This is a genomic window from Streptomyces sp. NPDC002004, from assembly GCF_053593975.1.
In genome coordinates this window covers 603,329-628,952 of the sequence record NZ_JBSFDP010000001.1, presented here as the reverse complement: position 1 = coordinate 628,952, position 25,624 = coordinate 603,329, and the positions used below count along the sequence as shown (strand labels likewise).

The window sequence follows — 25,624 nt, the reverse complement described above, 5'->3', positions numbered from 1 at the left end:
AGTAACCGGCTCGGCTGGCGATGCTCGACTCCTCGCCTGCTCCGGATGTACGACGAGCATGCCGCCGCTGCCGAATCCGTGTGACGCGCCCGCGCCTACTTGGCCGGCGGGACGATCGGGGACGCCGCCTGGGACTGCGGCGACGAGGACGACGCGTAGGCCGAGGGGGCGGACATGCCGGCCGTCGGGTCCGGCAGGGGCTCGTCGTCGTGCTGGGCGGGGAGCCGGCCGATGATGCGGATGTCCGCCTCGTCGAAGGCCCGCTTGATCCGCCAGCGCAGTTCGCGCTCGACCCGCACCGACTTGCCCGGCATGGTCCGGGCGGAGACGCGGACGATCATCGAGTCCAGTACGACGAGGTCCAGGCCCAGGACCTCCACCGGGCCCCACAGGAGTTCGCTCCACGGCTCTTCCTTCGCCATGGACTCGCCCACCTCGGCGAGGGTCGTGCGGACCTTTTCCAGGTCCTCCTCCGCGCGGACGGTCACGTCGACGCCCGCCGTCGCCCAGCCCTGGGAGAGGTTGCCGATCCGCTTGACCTCGCCGTTGCGGACGTACCAGATCTCGCCGTTGTCACCGCGCAGCTTGGTCACGCGCAGGCCCACCTCGATCACCTCGCCGGAGGCGACCCCCGCGTCGATCGTGTCGCCGACGCCGTACTGGTCCTCCAGGATCATGAAGACGCCGGACAGGAAGTCCGTGACGAGGTTGCGGGCGCCGAAACCGATGGCGACACCGGCCACACCCGCGGACGCCAGCAGCGGAGCCAGGTTGATCTTGAAGGTGGAGAGAACCATCAGCGCCGCCGTGCCCATGATCAGGAACGAGGCCACCGAGCGGAGCACGGAGCCGATCGCCTGCGAGCGCTGGCGGCGGCGCTCGGCGTTCACCAGCAGGCCGCCCAGCGAGGTGCTGTTGACGGCCTCGGCATGGCGGTTCATCCGGTCGATGAGCTTGGTTATCGTCCGCTGGATCGCGGTCCGCAGAACCACCGCGATCACGACGATCAGCAGGATCTGCAGACCCATCCCGAGCCACGTGGACCAGTTCTGCTCTATCCAGCCGGCGGCGTTGTTGGCGCTCTCCTGAGCGTCCTGAATCGTCTTGGACCCGGAGGACAGGGGGTCCGATGACGGCGACGACCCGGCGGACGACCAGGCGGCCGGCAGGGCGGTCAAGAACACGACAGGTACCTCCAGGTGTAGCGGTCGGCCCGTGGAAGAAAGCGGAACGGGCAGAACCACCACACTAACGGTGCATCGTGTGTGGATCGTTGCAATGTTCGAGGGAGAGACGGTGCTCACCTGGGGATGAACGGGGTGTGGTCGAAAACACTTCCAGCCCGTTACCGGTACATGGTGGCGCTTCGACCAGGCAGGAGGAGAGACTGGCAGCAGATCGTCCCGGCGCGAGCCACGCGCCGCCGGCGTACAAGGAGGCATCCGTGCCGCATGTCCTGGTCCTCAACGCGTCGTACGAGCCCCTCGGCGTCGTACCGCTCCGCCGCGCGCTCGTCCTCGTCCTTGAGAACAAGGCCATCTGTCTCGAGGAGTCCGGCGCCTTCATGCACAGCGCAACCCGCACCATCCCAGCCCCCAGTGTGGTCCGTCTCAAACGGTTCGTCCGGGTCCCTTACCGGGGGCCCGTTCCTCTGACCCGGCGGGCACTCTTCGCCCGTGACGGCGGCCGATGCATGTACTGCGGTGGCGTCGCAACCAGCGTCGACCACGTCATCCCGCGCAGCCGCGGCGGTCAGCACGTCTGGGACAACGTGGTGGCGTCCTGCCGCCGCTGCAACCACGTCAAGGCCGACCGGCACCTGATGGAGCTCGGCTGGCGTCTGCGTCACACACCCGCGCCGCCCACGGGCCTGGCCTGGCGCATCATCGGGACCGGGCATAGGGACCCGCGCTGGCTGCCCTACCTGCAGCCGTACGGCGCGGACGACGCTCTGGCCCGGATCGACGGCATATCTGCCTGACGGATCCGGGCTTTGTTCGTCCCTCGCACGGGTGATGACGGCCCGTGCGAGGCCCCTTCCCGTCCCTTGGTCCCTTCCTCCGTTCGCCCGCTCCTCGTCGCTCCGGTCGCTCCGGCTGCCTCGGGGCGACGGGCCGACGCGCCCCCGGCTGTCGAGCGCCGAGCCCCCGGACGCCGGGTCAGCCGCCCGCGCGGTGACCGTCGTCGCCCGTGGAGTGACTGTCGTCACCCTTGACGCCGCCGGTCTCCGCACGCACCGCATACGCCTCCACCGACCACAGCGAGTACCCGAAGCGGGTGGCCCGCCGGTCGCCCTGGACACGCACGTAACGGACGTCCTGGGCGTCCATACGGACCACCTCACGGCCGCCCCGCCCGTCGCGCACCGTCGCGGCGGTCCGCCAGGTGCGGCCGTCCGAGGACACCTGGATCCGGTACCCCGAGGCGTACGCGTCCTGCCAGTGCAGCACCACCTGACCCAGCCGTACCGGTGCCGCCAGGCGCATCTGCCACCACTCGCCGTCCCGTGCGGGTGACGACCAGCGGGTCGCCGGGTCGCCGTCCGTCGCGGCGCCGGCCGGGAAGTCCTTCGTCTCGTCGCCCGACGAACTCGCCTCGGCGCCGCGCGCCAGATCGGGGCCGCCCGTGCGCGGGAAGGCCCGCACCGTCACCGTCCGCTGTTCGCCGCCGAACTCGACCGGCACGTCATAGGTGCCCGCGCGCGTGCCCGCCGGCGCCGAGATCTCCACCGGCACATGGATGTCGGTGCCACGCGGCAGGGTGGAGGCCTTCGGCACCCGGACCTCGATGCCCTTGGGCGCCTTCGCGGCGAGCTTCCCGTGGACGTCGCCGGGGCGCAGCACCCGCAGGCGGGCGGTCACCCGCTGGGTGGCGCCGCCGATCGCCACATCCGTCTCGCGACGGCCCAGCGACAGACCGACGTCCGGCGTGTCCCCGAACCACGGCACGAGATGGCGCACCCGGGAGGGCGCGGGGCCGGTGACCCGGACGGCGTCGACCCGCACCCCTCCCTCGACGGTCGGCCGGGCGCCTGCGCCGGCCGCGGGGCGGCCGTGGGCCCCGGCGCCCGCACGCTCGGACCACGCGGAGCCCGTCCACTCGGGCTCCGTCCAGCCCTCGGGCGACAGGTCCCCGACGGGGTGCCAGCCGCCGCCGGGGAGATGGACCTCGACGCTGCCCGTCGTGCCCGGCTCGGTGAGGACCGTCACCGCCGTGAGGCGGCGGGGGCGCTCGAAGCGCACCGTCCGGCCGTCACCCGGGCTGCGCGACACCGCGGGCTCGCGGTCCAGGCCCGCCCAGGTGGCGTACGCCCGCTGTGCCCGGTCCAGGAACGGCTCGAGCACGCCCTTGCCGACCGTCACCTCGCTCGCGTCGAGTGCGCGGCGCAGTCGCTCCAGGGCACGCGCGTCGCGCCAGGCCGCCGCGCCGTCGCCGCGCGCCTGTGCGTCGAGCATGCTCAGCGCCGTCTCGCCGGCCCGCCCGTACGCGGCCAGCTTCCCGCTCCACGGCCGCACCTCGCCGTCCAGGGCGCTGCCGTGCAGCTGCTGCGGCGTCTGCCGCATCACGGCGAACGCGTCCCGCAGCTTCCGGGCCGCGGTCGCGTTCCGCGCCGCGTCCGTCGTCGTACGGGCCTGCCAGAAGGCGTCCATCAGCGGCACCAGGTACGCGGACTCGTCGGCGCCGAGCACGGACGAGGCGTCGTTGCCGGCCAGCGCGCCCAGCGCCCGGCGGCGCTCGGCGTCACCGCCCGCGAGGTCGTCGATGGCGGCCTGCCAGGACTCCTGGGGCTGGTAGTCGCGGGGGTTCCACGCGTAGTCCGCGGTGGTGAACAGGGGGATGCGGGACGCCGTGGGCTGTTCCATGGCGTTCGCGAGGAGCGCCGCGGAGCCCGCGGCGACGGCCGGCTCGCGGCCCGAGTAGGGGCCCAGGAAGATCCGGTCGTCGGAGAAGTCGTTGACCGGGTAGTTGTCCATGGTGACCAGCCGGTGGCCGCCGAACACGCCCCGGGTCGCGGCGAGTTCGCGTCCGGTGATGGTGCGCGGCACCACTCCTATCCCGGTCCACGCGACCTCGACGCGGTCCTCAAGCGCGTGCGCGAGCGCACGGCGGTACGCCGTCGAACCGTCCTGGTAGTACTCGGTCGGCATCAGGGACAGGGGCGCCGCATCGGGGTGGCGTTCGGCGAGATGGCGGGCGACGGCGTTCGCGACCCGGGCCTGCGCGGCGGCGGCCGCCTCGGGGCCCGAGCCGAAGGTCTCCGCGTCCTGGGAGCAGTGCCACTCGCTGTAGCTCACGTCCTGGAACTGAAGCTGGAACGCGCGCACGCCGAGCGCCCACATCGCGTCCAGCTTGCGGTTGAGGGCCTTGACGTCACCGTCGTCCGCCAGGCACATGGCCTGTCCCGGGGCGACCGCCCAGGCGAGCGTGACGTGGTTGCGGCGTGCCCTCTCCGCGAGCGCGCGGAAATCGGCGCGCTGCGCGGCCGGGTACGGCTCGCGCCAGCGCGCCTGGCGGTAGAGGTCGTCGCCCGGGGCGTAAAGATAGCGGTTCTGCTTGGTCCGCCCCATGAAGTCCAGCTGGTCGAGGCGCTGTTCCCGGGTCCACGGGGTGCCGTAGAAGCCCTCCGTGATGCCGCGGACGGCCGTGCCCGGCCAGTCGCGGACGACCACGCCCGGGATCCGGCGGTCCCCGACCAGTTGGCGGAGCGTCTGGACGGCGTGGAAGAGGCCGTCCTCGCCGACTCCGGCGAGGGCGACGGTGCCGCGGCCGGCCGCGAGGCGGTAGCCGCCGGAGGGCAGGTCGTTTGCGGGCCGCGCACCCAGGGTGCGCAGCACCTGGTCCGTGGTGCCGCGGACGGTGCCGGCGTGCCCCGCGCCGGGGGCCGGGTTCCCGGGGGAGGTACGGGAGTGCGGGTCCCGGGCGGAGGCCGCGTCCGTGGCGGCGTGGACCACCAGGTTCCCGCTCTCCGCCGGGAGCGGGGCGCCCTCGCCCACCTCGGTGATGTGGCGGGCGCCCGCATCGCGGAGCAGGGTCCGCAGGGCCGACAGGGCGTAGGGGTCCGTACCGGGCGCGGTGACCAGGGTGACCTCGTCGGTGATCAGCACCGAGGTGCCGCCCGGCTTCATCGACTGCGGACGCGGCCATACGGAGGGCAGCGAGCCGTCCGTGCGGTGGTCGTCCGGGGACGTCGTCGGTGTGCCCGGGGCGGCCGGGGCCGCGAAGGCGCTCGGGGCGCCACCGAGCGTGCCCGCGATGACGGCGGCCGCGACGGCGGCCGCGCCCTTTCTGCGCCGCAGCTGCACGGCCGGTTCTCCTCGTCGCTCGTGTCCCCCCGAAGGAATCGAGCCCACCACTCAGCCGGTGAGGGTGTCAACGGCGATGGCCGTTGTGCCGCAATTGCCCCCGTGACGAGGCGGAGTGACGCCCCGTCGCGGCGTCGGAAGGGCCGTGCCGGGAGCTCCGCGGGAATGCCGTACGGACAACGGGCGCGCCGGGAACACAATGTGACGCGGAACACGTTGTATGTGAGGAGAGACACGTTGACGGGTCCTGTACGTCTGCCGTCGCCCTCGCTGGGTAGGGGCTTGCCGTCACCATGGATCGCCGCCCGCCGTCGTACGTCAAGGAGGCCCACGTGGCCGCATCTGCGCATCTTCTGCTGTCCGCCCTGTCCAAACGCCCCCCGGTGTCACCGCTGTCGGTGGTGCCGGAGCCGGCGCCCGCGTCGGACGACTGCCTGTGCCTCGGCGCCGAGGGGACCTGCGCCGAGCTGCCGCTCACCAGCGAGCCGCCGCTCGCGGACGTGGTCCCGCTGACGAGTGAGCCGCCGCTCGCCGACGAAGCGCCGCTGACCAGTGAGGCGGCGTCCATGATGGTGGCCGCGGGCGCGGATCCGTCGGTGGCGTAGGTGGCGGCGGCTCCGGGCCTCGCCCGTCTCGCCGAGCTGCACGGTGTCGCGACCTCGTACTCCCCGTCGCCGGGGCGCACGGTGTCCGCGACGGAGGCCGCGCTGACCGCGGCCCTGGCCGCGCTGGATGTGGACGCGTCAACGCCGGAGTCCGTCGCCCGGGCCGTGGCGGCCCGCGAGGCGGAGCTCCGCGACCGACTGCTCCCGCCCACCGTGGTGTGGTGGCTCGGTACGGAGCCCACCGCGCTCCTGGGACTGCCGCCCGGCACCCGCTTCCGCGTGCGCCCGGAGGACCCCGCCGCCGCCCCCGTGGAGTGGACCCTTCCGTCCGCCCGCCCCGCATCGGAGCCCCCGGCGCCCGGAGCCCGCCCGACCGCGGAGGGGTTACCGCCCGGCACCGGCACCGGCACCGGCACCGGCGCCCGCGATGCGCGAGCACCCGCGACGGAGGGCACGCACGACGACGGACGGCCGCCCGTGCGGTCCGGCCCCTCGCGCGACGCGACGGGGCCCGAGGACCCCGGCAGCCCCCGCCCCGACGCCACCGCCGCCCGTGGACCCGGCGGTCCGCCCCGGCTGGACGCGGGGGTGTACAGGCTGGACGTGCGGACGCCCGACGGCCGGGAGACCGAGGTGCACCTCGTCGTGGCGCCCGCCCGGGTGCCCGGCGTCGAGGGACGCGCCTACGGCGTGCTCGTCCAGCTGTACTCGCTGCTGTCCCAGCGGTCCTGGGGCATGGGGGACCTCGGCGATCTGCGGGAGCTGGCGTGCTGGGCCGGCCGGGGACTCGGAGCCGGATTCGTCCAGCTGAACCCGCTGCACGCCGCCGTCCCGGGCGCGCCGACCGATCCGTCGCCCTACCGCCCCTCGTCCCGGCGCTTCCCGGACCCCGTCCATCTGCGCATCGAGGACGTGCCCGAGTACGCCTACCTCGAAGGACCGGACCGCGCCCGCGTCGACGACCTCGTCGAGCGTGCGGCACGCCTGCGCGCCGGTGTCCTGCACAAGGGCGCGCACATCGACCGCGACGCCGTCCGGGAGCTGAAGGGGGAGGCCCTGGAGATCCTCCAGCAGGTCCCACTCGGCCCCGGCCGCCGCGCCGCCTACTGGGACTTCCTCGCCGAGCAGGGCGCGGCGCTGGAGGACCACGCGACCTGGTGCGTGCTCGCCGAGACGCACGGCCCCGACTGGCGCAGCTGGCCGGAGGGCCTGCGCGACCCGCGGTCCACGGAGACCGCGCGCGCCCGCGGTGCGTCGATGGACCGCGTCGACTTCCACTGCCGGCTCGCCTGGCTCACCGCCGAGCAGCTCACCGCCGCCCAACGCGCCGCCCGTGACGCGGGCATGAGCATCGGCCTCGTCCACGACCTCGCCGTCGGCGTCCATCCCTCCGGCGCCGACGCCTGGGCCCAGCAGTCCCACTTCGCCCACGGCATGACGGTCGGCGCACCCCCGGACGCCTTCAACGCCCGCGGCCAGGACTGGGGGCTGCCCCCCTGGCGCCCGGACCGTCTCGCCGAGTCCGGCTACGCCCCTTACCGTGACCTCCTGCGCGCCCTGTTCCGGTACGCGGGCGCGCTGCGCCTCGACCACGTCATGGGCCTGTTCCGCCTCTGGTGGATCCCCCGCGGAGAGGCCCCCACGGACGGCACGTACGTCCGGTACGACGCGGAGGCCATGCTCGCCGTCCTCGCCCTGGAGGCGCACAGCGCGGGGGCGGTGGTCATCGGCGAGGATCTCGGCACCGTCGAGCCAGGCGTCCGCGAGATCCTGCGCGAGCACGGTGTGCTCGGAACCTCCGTGCTCTGGTTCGAGCGCGACTGGGAGGCCTCGGGCCGCCCCCTCGATCCGGCCCGCTGGCGCACGGACTGCCTGGCCACCGCGACCACCCACGACCTGCCCTCCACCGCGGCCCGGCTCACCGGCGACCACGTCGAACTGCGCCACCGTCTCGGCCTGTTGCCCCGGACGCTCGCCGTCGAGAGGGCCAAGGCGGCGGCCGACACGGGGGAGTGGCTCACGCTCTTCAGCCGTCTCGGCCTGCTGCCGGGCCGCTCGGGCGCGGGCGCCCTCACCGAGGAGGCCGAGATCCATGCCGTGCACCGGTTCCTGCTGGCAACGCCGGCGCGCATGATCGGCGTGTGGCTGCCGGACGCGGTCGGCGACCGCAGACCGCAGAACCTGCCGGGCACCTGGGACGAGTATCCGAACTGGCGGCTGCCCCTCGCGGACGCCGAGGGCCGCCCCCTGACCCTGGAGGAGCTCGCCGCGTCCCCGCGGCTGCACGCGCTCTTCGACGTGCTGCGGACCGGCATCGGCGGGCGCCGCCCGGGTACGGCACCCCCGGGCGCGCGGGCCGATTGAGTGTTCGCTACGTTTGAGGCGTGGACAAGAAGAACGCCCTGCGCGCCGGCGCCCTGGCCGCCGGTACGACGCTGATGATGCTGCTCATGTCGTCCCCCGCGCTCGCGCTGACCCGCGACGACGGTGACGACCCCGGCCCGGGCCTGAGCGTCATCCAGACGCTGGGCCTCTACGTCTTCCTGCCGATCGTGCTGTTCCTGGTGATCGCCGGTCTGGTCATGCTGGGCGACAAGTCCCGCAAGCAGCCGAAGCAGAGCTGAACCCGGGACGGCTCGGCCGTCCCGCCCGCGCTTCTCCCTCGAGGGCGCCTTCTTCGTGTACGCACATCCTGTGCGGGTGCGAAGAGGGCGCCCTCGACCCGTGTCGGCCCTGCCGACCGCGTTTGCCGTCGGCTGCGTCCGCTCGGCCCGACCAGGCCCGACGCGCCCGTCGGGCCTGGGGTCGGGACCCATCTTTCGTTTTTTCTGAAGATGGTCGTCGGAACTATTCGATGGACCTTATGAAGCAGTCCTTGCGACGGTGAACCCGCAACCAACATCGCCCCTCAGGGGCAGCGAGGCAAGGGGGAGCCGTGACCGTCCTGGACCGCGTCCGTGCCGGTGGAACGACCGCCGTGGGGAGGCGGTCGCGGGGCGCCGGCCCCGGTCTGCTCCTCGCTGCCGTCGCCACGGTCGTCTGGTCGGGGAGCTTCGTCACCGCCCGCGCCCTGCACGACAGCGTTCCGCCGGTTCAGCACGCCTTCTGGCGCTGGATCATCGCGCTCACCGCCGTCGTGCCGTTCGCCGCCCGGGAGACCTGGCGCCGGCGCCGGTTGATCCGCCGCCACATCGGCTTCCTGCTGGTGGCCTCGCTGCTCGGCGTCACCACGTACAACACCCTCGTCAACCAGGCCGGAACATCCACCTCGGCCGGCAACATGGGCATGATCATGGCCGCGTCGCCGGTCCTCATGGCGGTCTGCGAACGCCTCGGCGGCACCCGCATCGGCGCGCGGCGCACCACCGGCCTGCTCATCGCCTGCGCCGGAGTGCTGCTCCTGGTCACCGAGGGCTCGGCCGCACCGCACTTCGCCGCGGGCGATCTGTGGGCGATCGGCGCGGCGGTCTGCTTCGCCTCCTACAGCGCACTGCTGCGCCGCAGGCCCGCCGGGCTCGGCGGACTGCCCTTCCTTCTCTCGACGTTCGCGCTCGGCACGCTGATGCTGGCTCCCGCGTACCTGGTGAGCCTGGCCGTGCAGGGCGGCTTCCGGCCGGGCTTCGCCACCGTCACACCGCTCGTCTACGTCGGCGTCCTCTCCTCCGCGCTCGCCTTCTTCGCCTGGAACCAGGCGATCTCGCTGATCGGCGCCGCCCGCGCCGGCATCGTCTACCACCTCCAGCCGGTGTGCGTGGCTCTCCTGTCGTACGCGGTCCTCGGCGAGACCCTGGGCGGAACACGGCTGCTGTGCCTGGGCCTCGTGCTCGGCGGAGTGGCCCTCGGAGCCGCCCGCGGCCGGTGACGCGCGGTCACGGGCGGGCGTGGGGCCGGGGCCCGCGGTGACCTCGGCCCGATGGGGCGAGGGTGGCCGGCGGTAGGTTGCGGGGCATGGCCGAGCACGACAGGTGGGACATCAAGAAGCTGCTGATCCTGCGCACACTGCGGGACCAGGGCACCGTCACGGCGACCGCCGAGGCGCTGCTCATGACGCCGTCCGCCGTGTCCCAGCAGCTCAGCAATCTCGCCAGACAGCTCGGCGTGACCCTGCTGGAGGCGCACGGGCGGCGGGTGCGGCTCACCGACACCGCCTATCTCGTGCTGCGGCATGCCGAGGCCGTCTTCGCCGAACTGGAGCGCGCCGACGCGGAGTTGGCCGCGCAGCAGCGCGGTGACGCGGGCGTGGTGCGGGTCGGGGCGTTCTCGACCGCGGTGACCGCGCTCGTCGTGCCCGCCGTGCGCGCGCTGCGCACCGCACACCCGGGCCTTGACGTGCGCGTACGGGAGACGGAGGCCGCCGAGGCGTACGAGCTGCTGTCCGGCGGTGACGTCGAGCTCGCCCTGTCCCTCGCCGCGCATGCGCCGACCGCGCGCGACCCCAAGTTCACCCGGGTGCCGCTGCTCGCCGACCCGCTCGACGTCGCCCTGCCCGCGGGGCATCCGCTCGCCGGGTCGCCGGGACTGCGGCTCGCCGATCTGTCCGGGGAGCCGTGGATCTTCGGGGGTTCGGGCCCGTGGTCCGAGATCACCACGGCGGCGTGCGAGGCCGCCGGATTCGTGCCGGAGCAGGCCCACAGCGCCGCCGGCTGGACCGCGATCCTCGCCATGGTCGAGGCCGGGATGGGGGTGGCGCTGGTGCCGCGGATGGCGGCGGCGCGTCGGGGCGGGGTGGTGATGCGGGAGCTGGGGGCGGACCGGCCGTACCGGCATGTCGTCGCCGCGGTGCGCAGGGGGGCCGAGGACGGGCCCGCGGTGGGGCGGGTGCTGCGCGCCCTGCGGGACGTCGCCGAGGGGCGGACCGCCGGTTCCCCGGCCGGCCGGTGAGGCGGCCCCGGCCGGCCCTGCCCACTATTGTTCAGTTCTGCTGAAAGTATCCTTCGAAAGCTTTCGATGGACCTGTGGGGTCTGCGGCGTGACAGTGGACGTATGACTGCTGACGCCTCGCATCCGGACCCGCACGCCAACGACGCCGCACCGTACGGCGGCGGTGACCCCTATGCCGACTACCGCGCCGGGGAGTTCGGCTTCACCACCCTGGTCGACCTGGCCGACCGGCGGCTGGGCGCCGGGGTGATGGCCGCGAACGACGAGTTCTTCGCCGAACGGGAGAACCTGCTCGTCCGGGAGCGGGCCGTGTTCGACCCCGAGCGGTTCGGCCACAAGGGCAAGGTCATGGACGGCTGGGAGACCCGGCGACGGCGCGGGGCCGACGGGGACCGACCGTTCCCGGCGGAGGACGCGTACGACTGGGCGCTGGTACGGCTCGGGGCACCCGGGGTGATCCGGGGGATCGTCGTCGACACGGCACACTTCCGCGGCAACTATCCACAGCGCGTGAGCGTGCAGGCGACCGCCGTCGAGGGCGCGCCGGGCCGCGCGGACCTGCTCGGCGACGATGTGAAGTGGGACGAGATCGTGCCGCCGATGCCCGTGCGCGGGCATGCCGAGAACGGGTTCGAGGTCACCGGCGGGCGCCGCTACACCCATCTGCGGCTCTGCCAGCACCCTGACGGGGGCATCGCCCGGCTTCGTGTGCACGGCGAGGTGGTGCCCGATCCCGAGTGGCTCGCGCACCTCGGGGTGTTCGACCTGGCCGCCGTCGCCAACGGCGGTGTGTGCGAGGACGCGTCGGACCGCTTCTACTCGTCGCCCACGCAGATCATCCTGCCCGGCACGGCACGCAGGATGGACGACGGGTGGGAGAACCGCAGGCGCCGGGTCCGGGGCACGAACGACTGGGTGCGGTTCCGGCTGGCGGCCCGGGGGGCGGTACGCGCCGTCGAGATCGACACGGCCTGCCTGAAGGGCAACTCCGCGGGCTGGGTTGCGCTGAGCGCGCGCGACGGGGAGGACGGGGAGTGGGTCGAGGTCATACCGCGGACCCGGCTCCAGCCCGACACGCTGCACCGGTTCCGGCTGGAGGACGAGGTGGTGGCGACGCATGTGCGCCTCGACGCGTTCCCCGACGGGGGCGTCGCGCGGGTCCGGGTGCACGGGGCGCTGACCGACTCCGGGCTCGCCGACCTGCGGCGCAGGTACACCGGGACGAGGTAGCGGCCACGGGGGAGGAACGACTGCCCGCAGGCCGGGAGAGGGGTGGCCCGGCACGGCGTGGGCACCACGCACGAGGGGGCGTCAGACACCGGGTACGGTGCCGGACGCCCCCTCCGTGTCAGCGGTCGTCAGACAGCGGCGTTCGCGTCCGCCGCCTGGGCCTTGAGCGCACGCTCGACGCCCGATCGCGACTCCAGCACGAGGCGGCGCAGCGCGTGGTTCGGCTCGGCGGAGGCCAGCCACGCCTCCGTCGCGTCCAGCGTCGCCTGCTCGACCTGGACCGCCGGGTAGAGACCCACGGCGATCTGCTGGGCGATCTCGTGGGAGCGGGCGTCCCAGATGTCCTTGACGACGGCGAAGTACTTCTCGGTGTACGGCGCCAGCAGCTCGCGCTGGTCGGTCTGGACGAAGCCGCCGATGACCGCCTCCTGGACGGCGTTCGGGAGCTTGTCGGAGTCGATGACCGAGGCCCAGGCCTCCGCCTTCGCCTCCGCGGTCGGCCGCGCGGCCCGGGCGGTCGCGGCGTGCCGCTCGCCCGCGGCGGTCCTGTCGCGCTCGTACTCGCCGGCGATCTCCGTCTCGTCGTACCGGCCGACCGCGGCGAGCCGCTCGACGAACGCCCAGCGCAGCTCCGTGTCGACCGCCAGGCCCTCGATGGTCTGGCTGCCGAGGAGCAGACCCTCCAGCAGGTCCAGCTGCTCCGGCGTGCGCGCCGTCGCCGCGAACGCCCGCGCCCAGGCCAGCTGGTGGTCGCTGCCCGCCTCGGCCGCACGCAGATGCGCGAGCGTCGCCTCGGTCCACCGGCTCAGCCCGGCCTCCTGCCACGCCGGGTCCGCGTACAGGTCGAGCGCCAGCTTCACCTGGCGGTGCAGCGACTGCACGACGCCGATGTCCGACTCCTTGCCGATGCCGGAGAGGACCAGCTCCAGGTAGTCCCGGGTGGGCAGCTCCCCGTCGCGGGTCATGTCCCAGGCCGAGGCCCAGCACAGGGCCCGCGGCAGCGAGTCCTCGAAGTCGCCGAGGTGCTGCGTGACGACCTTCAGGGACTCCTCGTCGAGGCGGACCTTGGCGTAGGTGAGGTCGTCGTCGTTGAGGAGGACGACCGCCGGGCGGCGCTTGCCCACCAGCTCCGGCACCTCGGTCAGCTCGCCGTCGACGTCCAGCTCCACACGCTCGCCCCGCCGCAGCTTGCTGCTCTCGGCGTCGAGGTCGTAGAAGCCGATGGCGATGCGGTGCGGGCGCAGCGTCGGCTCGCCCTTGGCGCCGGCCGGGAGCGCCGGGGCCTCCTGACGGACCGCGAAGGAGGTGATGACGCCATGCTCGTCGGTCTCGATCCGGGGGCGCAGCACGTTGATGCCCGCCGTCTCCAGCCAGGTCTTCGACCAGGTCTTCAGATCGCGGCCGCTGGTCTCCTCCAGCGCGCCCAGCAGGTCGCCCAGCCGCGTGTTGCCGAAGGCGTGCCGCTTGAAGTACGCCTGCACGCCGCGGAAGAACTCGTCCATGCCGACGTAGGCGACGAGCTGCTTGAGCACCGAGGCACCCTTGGCGTACGTGATGCCGTCGAAGTTGACCAGCACGTCGTCCAGGTCGCGGATCTCGGCCATGATCGGGTGCGTCGACGGCAGCTGGTCCTGGCGGTACGCCCACGTCTTCATCGAGTTGGCGAAGGTCGTCCAGGAGTGCGGCCAGCGCGAGTCCGGAGCGTAGGCCTGGCAGGCGATGGAGGTGTACGTCGCGAACGACTCATTGAGCCACAGGTCGTTCCACCACTCCATGGTGACCAGGTCGCCGAACCACATGTGCGCCAGCTCGTGCAGGATGGTCTCGGCACGCAGCTCGTACGCCGCGTCCGTGACCTTCGAGCGGAAGACGTACTGGTCGCGGATGGTCACCGCGCCCGCGTTCTCCATCGCGCCCGCGTTGAACTCCGGCACGAACAGCTGGTCGTACTTGGCGAACGGGTAGGCGTAGTCGAACTTCTCCTGGAACCAGTCGAAGCCCTGCCGGGTCACCTCGAAGATCGCGTCCGAGTCGAGGAACTCGGCGAGGGAGGGCCGGCAGTAGATGCCGAGCGGGACGGACCGGCCGTCCTTCTCGTACGAGGAGTGGACCGAGTGGTACGGGCCGACGATCAGCGCGGTGATGTAGCTGGAGATCCGCGGGGTCGGCTCGAAGACCCAGACGTCGTCCTTCGGCTCCGGAGTCGGGGAGTTGGAGATGACGGTCCAGCCGGTCGGCGCCTTCACGGTGAACTGGAAGGTGGCCTTCAGGTCGGGCTGCTCGAAGGACGCGAAGACACGCCGCGCGTCCGGCACCTCGAACTGGGTGTACAGATAGGCCTGCTGGTCCACCGGATCGACGAACCGGTGCAGACCCTCGCCGGTGTTGGTGTACGCGCAGTCGGCGACGACCCTCAGCTCGTTCCGCCCGGCGAGCAGGCCGGAGAGCGCGATGCGCGAGTCCGCGAAGACGGCCGCCGGGTCCAGCACGTCGCCGTTCAGCAGGACCTCGTGGACCGTCGGCGCGACCAGGTCGATGAACGTCTCGGCGCCCGCCTCCGAGGAGTCGAAGCGCACCGTGGTCACCGACCGGTAGGTGCCTCCCTCCTGCGCCCCGGAGAGGTCGAGATCGATCTCGTACGAGTCAACGGTGAGCAGCTGAGCCCGCTGCTGCGCCTCTTCACGGGTCAGATTGGTGCCAGGCACGCGGTCATCTCCTAGATGCTTCTGCTTCCGCACATTCATATGCGACGTTTCCGGCCATCCTTCCACGCGGCGACCATGGAAGGCGATGTCTGTTTTCCGCCGGTGAACGCAAGCCTTCCGGCCGAGGCTGGATCCATGACGACGACCCGCACTCCACGGCCCATTCCGCCCGAAACCCTCGAGGAACTCCGCGGCACCGACGACGCGGGACGCCCCTGTGTGCCGTACACCGAGCCCGAGGGCGGCGACCCCCTGCGCTGCTGTCTGCGCCCCGCGGTGGCGGGGGAGCGCGTGGCCCTCGTGTCGTACGCCCCGCTGCGCCGCTGGGCCGCCGCCACGGGCGCCGAACCGGGTGCGTACGACGAGCAGGGCCCCGTCTTCATCCACGCCGACGAGTGCGCCGGGCCGGACCCGGACCGGCAGGGCTATCCCTTCGACCGGACCGGCGCCCTGCGCACCCTGCGCCGCTACGACGCCGCCGGGCACATCGTCGGGGGCCGTCTGCTGGAGATCCCCGAGGACGCCACGGCCGGCTTCGACGCGGCCTTCGCCGAGGCCTTCGCCGACCCACGGGTGGCGCTCGTGCACGTCCGCGCGGTGGAGTACGGCTGCTTCCAGTTCGAGGTGCGCCGAGGCTGACCCGGCCCGGACGGGCGCGAGGGGCGGCCACCGTCTCGGTGACCGCCCCTCGTCGGCGCCCGGGCCACGAGCCCGTCCGGACTACTCGGCGAGCTCCGCCGCCACCAGCTCCGCGATCTGGACCGCGTTCAGCGCGGCACCCTTGCGGAGGTTGTCGTTCGAGATGAACAGCGCGAGGCCGTTCTCGACGGTCTCGTCGACGCGGATGCGGCCCACGTACGAGAGGTCCTTGCCCGCGGCCTGGAGCGGCGTCGGGATGTCGGTCAGCTCGACGCCGGGGGCGTCGGCGAGCAGCTCGGCGGCGCGCTCGACACTGATCGGACGGTCGAAACGGGCGTTGACCTGGAGGGAGTGGCCCGAGAAGACCGGGACGCGGACACAGGTGCCGGAGACCTTGAGGCCGGGGATCTCCAGGATCTTGCGGGACTCGTTGCGGAGCTTCTGCTCCTCGTCGGTCTCGTTGAGCCCGTCGTCGACGATGCTGCCCGCGAGCGGGAGCACGTTGAAGGCGATCGGACGCTTGTAGACGCCCGGCTCCGGGAAGTCGACGGCCTCGCCGTCGTGGGTCAGCTTGTCCGCATCAGCGATCACCTTCTGCGCCTGACCGTGCAGCTCGGCGACGCCGGCGACGCCGGAGCCCGAGACCGCCTGGTAGGTGGCGACGACCAGCGCCTCGAGGCCGGCCTCCTCGTGCAGCGGACGCAGCACCGGCATGGCGGCCATGGTCGTGCAGTTCGGGTTGGCGATGATGCCCTTGGGACGGTTCGCGATCGCGTGCGGGTTGACCTCGGAGACGACCAGCGGCACCTCGGGGTCCTTGCGCCACGCGGACGAGTTGTCGATCACGACGGCGCCCTGCGAGGCGACCTTCTCGGCGAGCGCGCGGGAGGTCGCGCCGCCCGCGGAGAACAGCACGATGTCGAGCCCGGAGTAGTCGGCGGTGGAGGCGTCCTCCACGGTCACCGGCGTGCCCCGCCAGTCGATCGTCGTACCCGCCGACCGGGCCGAGGCGAACAGACGCAGCTCGGCGACCGGGAAGTCCCGCTCGTCGAGGATCCTGCGCATGACTGTGCCGACCTGACCGGTGGCTCCGACGATTCCGACCCTCACGAGGCCTCCTTGTGCGTGCGTGCTGCTGAGCGACTGGGTGCCGAACAGTTCCCGTCCGACCATGATGCGTCTGTCCCCGGCGCACTTGTCCAATCCTTTGCTCACGGATTGGGACGGTCCGGTGTGACGTACGACATGCGGCGAACGTTCCGGGCCGCCCCGGCGTCGTAGGGGAAACGCGGGAGGGGAGGGGTGGCATTGCTGCGCCGAAGAGGGCGGGGCGCCGGTGACGCGGATCCGCTGGACGGGGCACAGGAGGACCGGGTGCGGGCGGTGCTGGCGCTCGGCGGGGTGCCCCACGCCGATCTGGCGGACGGGGTGCAGCAGGTCCGGCTCCGGCTGCTGGAACGCGCCGCGAAGGGTCAGGAAGCGCCCCGCGACGTGTCCGCCTGGGTCGCCGTCGTCGCCTCCAACCTGGCCATGGACTGGCACCGCGCCCGGCGGCGCCAGGAGCGGCTGGGCGAACGGCTGGCCGCGCTGCACCGGGACCAGGCGGGCGGCGAGGACACCCGTGTCCAGTCCCTCGCCGTCGCCCAGGGCCTCGACGAGCTGCCCGGCAACCAGCGCCAGGTCGTCGTCCTGCGCTTCTACGCCGACCTGCCGGTGCGGGCCATCGCCGAGCAGCTCGGCATCCCCGAGGGCACCGTCAAGAGCAGGCTCCACGCGGCCGTACGGACCCTGCGCGCGCGACTGCACGAGGACGAGGTGGTGTGACGGTGACCGGGAGGAACGCGCACGGAGGCGCCGACGCGCTGATGGCGGCGATCACGGGCGAGCCCCTGGACGAGCAGGCCCTGAGGGACCCCGACGCACTGGCCGAGCACCGCGCGGCCGTCGCGGACGTGGCGTTGCTGCGGGAGCGGCTGCGGGACCTGGGCGGGGCACTCGCCGCGCCCGGCGGGCCGGCCGCGGAGCAGGAACCCTCCGCCACTGCCTCGAGGGCGTGGGAGGTGGCCGCGGTGAAGGACGCGCCCACGGGGCCCGCGGTGCGGGACAGGCCCGTGCGGCCCCGGCGCCGGGTGCGCCTCGTCCTGGGCGCCGTCGCCGTGGGGTGCGCCGGTGCGCTGCTCGGCGGCCTGGGCTGGCTGGCGGCGCAGGGCGGCGGCGCCGCGACGAGCGACGCCGCGGGCAAGAGCGCCGTGCGGGCCCCGGCGTACGCCGAGGACCGGTCGCCCGAGGAGTACGTCGCGTGTGCGCGGCTCATCGTCGAGGGGACCGTACGGCGGGTCGAGCCGCTGCCCGGTGGAACGCGGGAACGGGTCACGCTGGACGTGCGGCGGTACTACCGGCCGGCCCACGGCGCGGACCGGGTGGTCTTCCCGGTGGACGCGGACGCCCGGCCCCGGCTGCGGCCCGGCGATCATGCGCTCATCGGGATTCCGCGCGGCTCCGACGTGCCCGACCTCCGGTCGACCGGCTCCGCCCTCGCCCGGGACCGTTCCTGGATCACCGAGGCACTGCCCGGGGCGCGCGGGACCACCTGCCCGTGAGGCGCGGCCCGGCGTGGAAAGGGGCGGCCCCGTCGCGGAGCCGCCCCTTCCGTGTCCGGTCACCGCGTTACGGCGTGACCTTCTCGATCTTCACGCTGCCGGTACCGGCAGCGGTCCCGCGCGCGTTCACCAGCTGCACCTCGCCGAAGAACTCGCGTCCCTCGGGAGCCGCCGCGTTCGCCACGACCTGCGCACCGATCTGCGCGGACGCGCCGTTCGCGAGCTTCACCGGCTGCCCCGCGTCGACCTTGACCTGGCCGAGGGCCGAGGAGAAGTACACGTCGCGGTAGTCGTAGTCGGTGGTGCCGGCGGGCACGGCGTAGCCGGCGACGGTGATCGTGTACGTACCTGCGGCCGGCTTGTCCAGGTGCACGGCCTCCTCCGCGGTGCTGCCCGTGGAGGACCCGACGACCTTGCCGTTGAGCGAGACCGTGAGGTCCAGGTCGGCCTTGTTGTCGGACGCGCCCCCGATCTTCACGTCCAGACTGTCCACGCCCTCACCCACGGTGAGCGTGCTGGTCTGGCTCTCGCCCTCCTTGATGCTCGGCCGCGTCGTCTTCGCCGAGCCCAGCGGGCCGCCCTTGAGCGTGCCGTCGAGGGCCGCGAAGTCGTTCTTCACCGTCCAGGTGACCGGCGCGGGAGTGCCCGCCTTGGCCTCCGGGACGGTCTGCACGGCCGGGTCGAAGCCGGCACCCAGCGCGGACACGTCCAGCGTGAAGGGGTTGTCCAGCAGCGGGGACGTACGCCGCGCCTCGACCTCGAACTCCCACACGCCCGGCAGCGGGTTCGCGTACGAACGCACGTCGGGGCGGCAGCCGTTGCCGTCGAGGTAGTTGTTGTAGCAGTACGGCGTGGAGGTGTTGTCCACCGGAACGCCGTACGGGTTGATCGCGATGAAGCGGGTCTGGCTCTTGTCCTTCAGCCCGCCGATCGCGGCCTCCAGCGACTTGGCGCCCTCGGGCACGGTCACGAAGTACGAGCGGGTGCTGTTGCGCTGCACCGAGCCGGACGTGGAGTACGCGTACGACGGCTTGGCGACCGGCTTCGACACGACGACCGTCGCCAGGATCTGCTGGTCGACGCCCTCGGTGAACCAGTCGTCGACCGTGAGGATCGCGCTGTGCACGCCCGCGGACTCGGGGCGCGCCTGGACCTTCACCGTCACCGGCTCGTTGAGCGGCAGCCACACGTCCTCGGGGCCGAGGATCCGGAAGGTGCCGTCGTCGTTCTTCAGGCCCAGCTCGTGGTGGACCGGACGGTCCGGACCGGTCGTACGGGTGATGGTGACCTCGTACGTCTTCTTCTGGCCCGCGGTCAGCCCGCTCTCGCGGTCGTAGATTCCGGTGCCGAAGCCGGGGGTCTTGAGGTAGCCGGACAGGGCCGTGGTGACCGGGGCCTTGACCGTGTACTCGTGCGCCGACACACCGTCGCGGATCAGGTCCCACGCGTCGACGACGTCGATCAGGCCCGCGCCCTCGCTGTACGCCTGCTCACCGCGGATGTGGTGCGCGGTCGAGGTCAGCGCGGTGCGCAGCTCGGCCGGGGTCAGCTCCATGTGGCGCTGCTTGGCGGCCGACAGCAGCAGCGCGGTCGCGCCCGTGGCCTGCGGGGACGCCATCGAGGTGCCCTGGAGCATCGAGTAGCCGGCGGGCAGCGAGTAGCCGGACTCGGCGACCGGGGCGCCCGGCAGCCAGGTCTGGGTGGTGTTGATCGCCGCGCCGGGCGCCGAGATGGTCGGCGTGAAGCCGCCGTCCTCGCGCGGACCGCGCGAGGAGAACGGCATCATCGAGTACCGCTTGTCCACCTGCGAGCCGTAGTTGGCGGCCCAGGTCTCCTTGGAGATGGCGGCGCCGACCGAGATCACCTTGTCGGCCAGGCCCGGGTCGCCGATGGTGTTCGCGCCGGGGCCGGAGTTGCCCGCCGAGATCACCAGCTGCACGCCGTAGGTGTCGATGAGCCGCTTGTACAGCTCCGCGCGGGCGTTGTTGCCGTCGTTGAGCGCCGGCAGGCCGCCGATCGACATGTTGACGATGTCGACGCCGCGGTTCACGACCAGGTCGATCATGCCCTCGGTGAGGGCGATGTTGGTGCAGCCGCCGGTCCAGGTGCAGGCGCGGGACGACACGATCTTGGCGCCGGGCGCCGCGCCGCTCATCCTGCCGCCGAAGAGGCCGTTGGCGGAGGTGATGCCGGCGACGTGCGTGCCGTGCTCGGACTCGATGACGCCGATGTTGACGAAGTCGGCCTTCTTGCCGACCCAGTCGCCGCCGAACGGGTCCATCGGGACGTCCTTGCGGATCTGCACGACGAACGGCACGCGCAGCTTCGCCCCGGTCTTCGGGTCGGTCCTGTCCTCGCCGAAGTACCCGACCTGGAAGCCGTCCTTGTACGGCTTCATCGCCTCGTCGTCGGTGAAGTCGCCGTTGTTGTTCAGGTCCACGCGGACCGTTCCCGCGGCGGGGTCGTAGAGCAGGCCCCAGGAGTCGGCGGTGTCCCCGTCCCGGTTCAGGTCGCCGTTGGCGTCACCGCCGACGGTGGAGTCCTCGCGGAACACGCTGAAGTCGTAGGTGCCCGCGGGCGCCTTCCACGACTTGCCGCTCGCGGTGAAGTCCGGCCCGGACACCTCGGTGACCATCGGCCGCCAGGTCTTGTCGCTGTCCGCGATGGGGTCGGTCGCCGTCACCCAGTCGACGATCTTGCGCTCGCCGGTGGTGGTCTTCTGGAGGGCAGGGTGGCTCAGGTCGACACCGGAGTCGAGGATGCCGATGGTGACGCCGCGGCCGTCCGCCTTCGGGTGGTCCTTCACGAAGTCGACGGCGCCCGTCTCGAAGGACGGGTTGTACGGGTTCTTCGCGGGGGTGTCCTTGCCGGGCGCCGGATAGGTGCCGTCGGCGGCCGTGCGCGCGCCCTTGGCCCGGTCGGCGCTGGGCGTCGGGTCGTCGAGCGGGATCTCGTTGCGCAGGTCGATGCCGTGCACCGACGAGAGCTTCTCTGCCGCCGAGATCGCGGCGTCCGCCTTGGCGGTGGGGACGGTCGCCCGGACGTAGCCGAGCTTGTCGTAGCTGCGGCCCACGGAGCCGCCCTTGACCGCGTCCAGCTGGTGGGCGACCTGCTCGGTCTGCCCGGGAGCGGTGGCGATCATCATCGTGACGTTCTTGTCGCCGTCGGCCTTGGCCTCGGCGAGCAGTTCGGCGTCGGCCGAACCGAGTTTGGCGCCGGCCGACTTGGCGGCCCCGTCGGCCGCCGGCGTCGAGGGGCCGTCCGCGGAGAAGGCCATGGGTATCGGCCCGGCTGCGGAGAGCGCGGCCACCAGGCCCGCGGCCACGGCTATGCGGGCCACGCGTCTCGCGCCCGTGAGAGGGGCGCGCTGGGGATCGAGGGTCATCAGCATCCCTTGTGCGTAAGGAACGAAAACAACGGAAACCAGAAAGGCTCTGGCGAGCAGGGTGGTGCGGGTCGATCAGGTCGTGCGGGTGGATCGGGCCGTGCGGGTGGATCGGCGGTGCGGGTGGATCGGGTCGAACGGGTCGCGCACGCCGATCGGCCGGTCGCGTCGAACCCGCCGAGCGCGTCGAACGCGTCGACGGCGCCGGCCGGGTCGAACCTGCAGAGCGGGCCGAACTCGCCGACCGGGTCGACCGGTTCCGCCGGAACGGACGGCTCGTTGGGCCGGCCGATCGCGACAGTCCGGATTTCGATCCCGGATGACCGCTCAGCTTTACGCAAGAGACAGCTGTTTGGGGGCGAGTTGTCATGGCGGGATAAGGCCGTGGCGTACTTCCGCCATACGTCACGCCGTACACAGCCGCCTAAAACGGGATATGGGGTGCCGCTGTCGTGGTCGCCTTGGGTGTGTCTTGGTGCCTTCTTGGTGCAGCTTGGAGCCCTCTTGACCTCGGGGCGCCGTGACGGCCCGGCACCTTCGGACGCCGCCGACGGGGGTGCTCGTCCGTGCGGTGGGGGCGCGCTCGCCGCAACCACGTGCTCCGGCGGCGCTCAGCCCGTAACGTCGGCCCATGCACAAGGAATTGAGGGTGGCCGCCTACGCCGTGTGCGTCCGCGAGGACGAGCACCTCCTGCTGGCCCGCTGGGTCGCCGGCGACGGGAGCAGGCGCTGGACCCTGCCCGGCGGCGGCATGGACCACGGCGAGGACCCGTACGACACCGTGATCCGCGAGGTGGAGGAGGAGACGGGCTACCGGGCGCGGCCCGGCGTACTCCTCGGTGTCGATTCGATCCGCCGGCGCTACCCGAGGAAGATCGGCACCGCCGACTTCCAGGGCCTGCGCCTGGTCTACGCCGCGGACGTCACCGGCGGCGAGCTCCGTCACGAGACCGACGGCTCAACGGACATGGCCGCCTGGCACCCCCTCCGCTCCGTGCCGGAACTCGACCGCACGGGCCTCGTCGACGTGGGCCTGGAGCTGTGGCGGACCCGGCCCGCCGACGGGCATCTGCACCGGGACGCCACCTGGTGAACCCGTGCCCTACCCCGGAAGATGAACACGGAGTGACCGGGCGGCTGCCGCCCGGCGAGACGCTCATGGCCGCGCAGGGTGCCGGGAGATCGACGTACGGTGATGGGCGCGGAGCGTTGCTCCCGCGTTAACGCGCAGGCCATCCCCGCTGCCAACGATCCAATGGAGCGGGGAACACCGAGGACACCGTCCCCCGCGAACCACTGCCGACGCGTTCGCACTCGGGGAGATCGCGCCATGTCGCGCCTACGCTCTGTCGCCGCTGCCGCCACCGCCATCGACCGCCGCACCTTCCTCGCCGCCACCGGCGCCGTGTCCCTCACCGCGGGCCTGGGCTACGCACTGGGCCCCGGCAGCGCAGAGGCCGCCGGCGCGCCCGCCCGGACCGTCGGGGCACCCGCCCAGGGTGCCGCGTCGCTCACGGCGCCCACCGCCCCGCTCGCCCCCTACCGCAGAGGCACGACGCTGGACACGGTCGCCACCGCGCACGGCTCGTCCGGCTACCGCCGCCTCGGCGACGGACCGGCCTGGGCGCGCGTCGTCCGCTCCGACCTCGCCGCGCCCAAGTCGGGCCGGGAGCAGCGGCGCACCGCGCTCGCCGCGTTCGTCCAGTTCACCGATCTGCACCTGGTCGACGTCCAGCACCCGCTGCGCTACGAGTACCTGCGCGCCGAGACCGCGAGCGCCTGGCGCCCGCAGGAGGCGCTGTCCGTCGCGGGCGCGGTGTCGCTCGTCGAGCGGGTCAACTCGCTGCACGGCGCGCCCGCCACCGGTGCGCCCCTGCACTTCGTGATGACGACCGGCGACAACACCGACAACAACTCCCACACCGAACTGGACTGGTTCCTGAAGGTGATGAGCGGTGGCCGGATCACGCCGAACTCCGGCGACCCGCGGCACTACGAGGGCGTCCAGAACTCGGGCCTCAAGCTGTACTGGCAGCCGGACGCGTCCCTGCGCGACAACGACAAGCGGCTCGGCTTCCCGCAGCTGCACGGCTTCCTGAACGCCGCGATACGCGAGGTCCGCAGCCCCGGACTCGGCCTGCCCTGGTATTCCACGGTCGGCAACCACGACGCCCTGCCCGGCGGCTGCTACGCGCCCGGCGACTCGTGGTTCGCCGACTTCGCGGTCGGCGGCAGGAAGCTGATGACGCTGGACGCCGCGACCGGCGCCGCGATCTGGAAGGCCGTCAAGGAGGGCAGGGACCCCAAGGGCACGCACTTCAAGGAGGTGCTCAAGGCCCACGCCCGCCAGATGCGTTCGGTCACCGCGGACGAGGCTCGCGCGCCCTTCACGCCCGCCGACTACCTGAAGGCGCACCTCGACCCCGCGCACACCGGCCCCGGCCCCGTCGGGCACGGCTACACCCAGGCCAACCTCGCCCAGGGAACCCAGTACTACACCTTCCGCATCTCCGACGACGTGATCGGCATCAGCCTGGACTCCACCGACCCGGGCGGCCACTACGAGGGCTCGCTCGGAACCGCCCAGCTCAACTGGCTGGAGCGGCAGCTGAAGGCGCACAAGGACGAGCACGTGCTCGTCTTCAGCCACCACACGAGCAAGACCATGCGGAACCTGAACCGCGACCCGTCCCGCTCCGGCGAGGCCCGGCACGACGGCGACGAGATCGTCGCCCTGCTGAAGCGGCACCGGAACGTGCTGGCCTGGGTGAACGGCCACAGCCACAAGAACGACATCACCCCGCACGGGAGCTTCTGGGAGATCTCCACCGCCTCCCACGTCGACTTCCCGCAGCTCGCCCGCATCATCGAGGTCGTCGACAACCACGACGGCACGCTCTCGCTTTTCACCACGCTGATCGAGTCCGCCGCGCCGCACCGCACGGACTTCGACGACCTCTCGCAGACCGGACTCGCCGCCCTCTACCGCGAGCTGTCCTTCAACGCACCCGGCGCCCGCTCCACCCTCTCCGGCACCCCGGGGGACCGCAACACGGAACTGGTGCTGCGCAAGGGCTGAGCCCCGTCCGGCCGCGCACACCCCGCGCCCTGCCCCGCCCTCTTCCCGGTCCCCCTGTGCCGGGGCGAGGGCGCGGTCCCGCACGGGGCGCCGGGCCCGGTCCCGTCACCTCGGCAGGACCACGACGTACGCGGCCGGCTCCCGGTCGCCCGACGCCATCAACGCGGTCCGCACCACCGTCGCCTGCCGTTCCGGCGCCTCCCGCAGCTTCTTCGGCGTGAGATGGACGACGGTGATGCCGAGCCGCTCCAAGTGCTCCCGCTTGCGGGCGTATTCCTGCCCCAGCGCATCGTCGCCGTTGCGGCGCTGCGCCCGGGTGTCCAGCTCGACCGCGACCGCCTGCTCGGGCCAGTAGGCGTCGACGCCGCCGAGGTAGGGGCCGCCCGGCAGCCGCAGGTCCACGTTCCACACCGGCTCCGACAGCCCGTGCTCGCGGACCATCCGGTACAGCCGGTCCTCGGCGAGCGCCCGGCCCTCGGCGAGCAGCGAGTCCACCGCGTTCACCACGTGCGGGCGGGACAGCAGCCGCGCCCTGCTCAACGCCGTGACGACGGCCGCCGGTTCGCAGTGCCTGCCGCGCACCGCCTCGGTGAGCAGCCGGCGCACCGAGGCCGCGTCCGCGAGCTGCGCCACGGCGTCCGCGAGCGCGCGGGGCACCGGAGCCACCGGAACTCCGCTGACCTGTTCCGGCTCCGGAGGCGTGGTGGCCCGTACGATCCGGGCGCACCCCGTCGACCTGAGCCGCCGGGTCCGCGGCACCAGCACATCGATCCGCTCCAGCGATCGCAGCGGCCGGGGCGAGGAGAAGCCGTGCAGGGCGAGCGCGGCCTGACCGGTGATCATCACCTCGGTGTAGGGCTTCCGGGTGTCCGCGGGCGACGGCCGCTCCGCGTACAACAGGACGGCGTGCAGCCGCTCTTCGGCGGTCGGCGGCCCCGGGTGGAGCAGGAAGACGCCGGGCAGCAGTTGCTGCCACGGGCCGCCGGGCCGGCACTGTGCGCTCGACTCGGCGGCCGACACGCCATGCGCCCGCAGCTGCGCGGTGCTCAGCACGAGCCGCCGCACATCGGACAGATGACGAAGGGGCCGGGGGGAGACGGGGGTGTCGTGGTTCATGCCCCGCCCATTCCCGCCCCCGGCCACCCCTTTAACCGCTGTTACAGTCCCGTCGACAAACCGGGACAACCTCGCCCTAAA

Annotated in this window: 18 protein-coding genes; 12 read left to right on the top strand and 6 right to left on the bottom strand. The window is 72.7% G+C overall.

What is annotated here, in order from left to right:
* Positions 1–95: 95 nt before the first annotated feature.
* Positions 96–1,184, bottom strand: coding sequence for a mechanosensitive ion channel family protein (locus ACWCP6_RS02700; protein WP_450930476.1), 1,089 nt, complete (start codon positions 1,182–1,184; stop codon positions 96–98).
* Between the two features lie 260 nt (positions 1,185–1,444).
* On the opposite strand from ACWCP6_RS02700, the gene ACWCP6_RS02695 reads away from it, so the two are divergent.
* On the top strand, positions 1,445–1,981 hold the full coding sequence (locus tag ACWCP6_RS02695; RefSeq protein ID WP_450930475.1) for an HNH endonuclease: 537 nt from the start codon (positions 1,445–1,447) through the stop codon (positions 1,979–1,981).
* A gap of 178 nt (positions 1,982–2,159) precedes the next feature.
* On the opposite strand, the gene ACWCP6_RS02690 is transcribed toward ACWCP6_RS02695, so the two are convergent.
* Positions 2,160–5,303, bottom strand: coding sequence for a beta-N-acetylglucosaminidase domain-containing protein (locus ACWCP6_RS02690; RefSeq protein WP_450930474.1), 3,144 nt, complete (start codon positions 5,301–5,303; stop codon positions 2,160–2,162).
* 332 nt (positions 5,304–5,635) lie between these two features.
* On the opposite strand from ACWCP6_RS02690, the gene ACWCP6_RS02685 reads away from it, so the two are divergent.
* The 6 genes from ACWCP6_RS02685 to alc all read left to right on the top strand — a co-directional run bounded on the left by ACWCP6_RS02685 (position 5,636) and on the right by alc (position 12,019).
* Positions 5,636–5,908: a hypothetical protein gene (locus ACWCP6_RS02685; protein ID WP_450930473.1), complete on the top strand. Its 273-nt coding sequence runs from the start codon at positions 5,636–5,638 to the stop codon at positions 5,906–5,908.
* Positions 5,909–8,272, top strand: coding sequence for a 4-alpha-glucanotransferase (gene malQ, locus ACWCP6_RS02680; RefSeq protein ID WP_450930472.1), 2,364 nt, complete (start codon positions 5,909–5,911; stop codon positions 8,270–8,272).
* Between the two features lie 20 nt (positions 8,273–8,292).
* The gene (locus tag ACWCP6_RS02675) at positions 8,293–8,532 is read left to right on the top strand and encodes a hypothetical protein (RefSeq protein ID WP_450930471.1); all 240 of its coding nucleotides are present in this window, start codon (positions 8,293–8,295) and stop codon (positions 8,530–8,532) included.
* Positions 8,533–8,843: 311 nt separating this feature from the next.
* Positions 8,844–9,770 (top strand): DMT family transporter, encoded by a 927-nt coding sequence (locus tag ACWCP6_RS02670; RefSeq protein ID WP_450930470.1) that lies wholly within the window; start codon positions 8,844–8,846, stop codon positions 9,768–9,770.
* An 86-nt stretch (positions 9,771–9,856) separates the two neighbouring features.
* A complete protein-coding gene (locus ACWCP6_RS02665; protein ID WP_450930469.1) occupies positions 9,857–10,789 on the top strand; it encodes a LysR family transcriptional regulator in 933 nt (310 codons plus the stop codon).
* A gap of 102 nt (positions 10,790–10,891) precedes the next feature.
* Complete coding sequence (gene alc, locus ACWCP6_RS02660) at positions 10,892–12,019, top strand: allantoicase (RefSeq protein WP_450930468.1); 1,128 nt, start codon at positions 10,892–10,894, stop codon at positions 12,017–12,019.
* Between the two features lie 128 nt (positions 12,020–12,147).
* Here the strand turns inward: alc and pepN are convergent, their stop codons facing one another.
* The gene (pepN, locus tag ACWCP6_RS02655; protein WP_450930467.1) at positions 12,148–14,724 is read right to left on the bottom strand and encodes an aminopeptidase N; all 2,577 of its coding nucleotides are present in this window, start codon (positions 14,722–14,724) and stop codon (positions 12,148–12,150) included.
* 135 nt (positions 14,725–14,859) lie between these two features.
* On the opposite strand from pepN, the gene ACWCP6_RS02650 reads away from it, so the two are divergent.
* Positions 14,860–15,363: a DUF1203 domain-containing protein gene (locus ACWCP6_RS02650; RefSeq protein WP_450930466.1), complete on the top strand. Its 504-nt coding sequence runs from the start codon at positions 14,860–14,862 to the stop codon at positions 15,361–15,363.
* 81 nt (positions 15,364–15,444) lie between these two features.
* On the opposite strand, the gene ACWCP6_RS02645 is transcribed toward ACWCP6_RS02650, so the two are convergent.
* The gene (locus tag ACWCP6_RS02645) at positions 15,445–16,473 is read right to left on the bottom strand and encodes an aspartate-semialdehyde dehydrogenase (protein ID WP_450930465.1); all 1,029 of its coding nucleotides are present in this window, start codon (positions 16,471–16,473) and stop codon (positions 15,445–15,447) included.
* 192 nt (positions 16,474–16,665) lie between these two features.
* Between ACWCP6_RS02645 and ACWCP6_RS02640 the strand changes: the two genes are divergently transcribed.
* Both ACWCP6_RS02640 and ACWCP6_RS02635 read left to right on the top strand, forming a co-directional pair.
* Positions 16,666–17,187 (top strand): RNA polymerase sigma factor, encoded by a 522-nt coding sequence (locus ACWCP6_RS02640; RefSeq protein ID WP_450930464.1) that lies wholly within the window; start codon positions 16,666–16,668, stop codon positions 17,185–17,187.
* Between the two features lie 2 nt (positions 17,188–17,189).
* Entirely contained in the window at positions 17,190–17,963 is a 774-nt protein-coding gene (locus tag ACWCP6_RS02635) for a hypothetical protein (protein WP_450930463.1), read from the top strand.
* Positions 17,964–18,030: 67 nt separating this feature from the next.
* Here ACWCP6_RS02635 and ACWCP6_RS02630 read toward each other — a convergent pair whose 3' ends face one another.
* Positions 18,031–21,348, bottom strand: a complete 3,318-nt coding sequence (locus ACWCP6_RS02630) for a S8 family serine peptidase (protein WP_450930462.1) — start codon at positions 21,346–21,348, stop codon at positions 18,031–18,033.
* A 631-nt stretch (positions 21,349–21,979) separates the two neighbouring features.
* Here ACWCP6_RS02630 and ACWCP6_RS02625 point away from each other — a divergent pair.
* Together ACWCP6_RS02625 and ACWCP6_RS02620 are read left to right on the top strand one after the other, a co-directional pair.
* Entirely contained in the window at positions 21,980–22,441 is a 462-nt protein-coding gene (locus tag ACWCP6_RS02625; RefSeq protein WP_450930461.1) for an NUDIX hydrolase, read from the top strand.
* Between the two features lie 237 nt (positions 22,442–22,678).
* Positions 22,679–24,427, top strand: coding sequence for a TIGR03767 family metallophosphoesterase (locus ACWCP6_RS02620; protein ID WP_450930460.1), 1,749 nt, complete (start codon positions 22,679–22,681; stop codon positions 24,425–24,427).
* A 105-nt stretch (positions 24,428–24,532) separates the two neighbouring features.
* Here the strand turns inward: ACWCP6_RS02620 and ACWCP6_RS02615 are convergent, their stop codons facing one another.
* On the bottom strand, positions 24,533–25,543 hold the full coding sequence (locus tag ACWCP6_RS02615) for a hypothetical protein (RefSeq protein ID WP_450930459.1): 1,011 nt from the start codon (positions 25,541–25,543) through the stop codon (positions 24,533–24,535).
* Between the last annotated feature and the right edge of the window lie 81 nt (positions 25,544–25,624).

Coding starts and splice junctions, on each gene's coding strand:
- ACWCP6_RS02665 (WP_450930469.1), top strand. CDS start 9,857: ATGGCCGAGCACGACAGGTGGGACATCAAGAAGCTGCTGATCCTGCGC.
- alc (WP_450930468.1), top strand. CDS start 10,892: ATGACTGCTGACGCCTCGCATCCGGACCCGCACGCCAACGACGCCGCA.
- ACWCP6_RS02650 (WP_450930466.1), top strand. CDS start 14,860: ATGACGACGACCCGCACTCCACGGCCCATTCCGCCCGAAACCCTCGAG.
- ACWCP6_RS02630 (WP_450930462.1), bottom strand. CDS start 21,348: ATGACCCTCGATCCCCAGCGCGCCCCTCTCACGGGCGCGAGACGCGTG.
- ACWCP6_RS02625 (WP_450930461.1), top strand. CDS start 21,980: ATGCACAAGGAATTGAGGGTGGCCGCCTACGCCGTGTGCGTCCGCGAG.
- ACWCP6_RS02620 (WP_450930460.1), top strand. CDS start 22,679: ATGTCGCGCCTACGCTCTGTCGCCGCTGCCGCCACCGCCATCGACCGC.
- ACWCP6_RS02615 (WP_450930459.1), bottom strand. CDS start 25,543: ATGAACCACGACACCCCCGTCTCCCCCCGGCCCCTTCGTCATCTGTCC.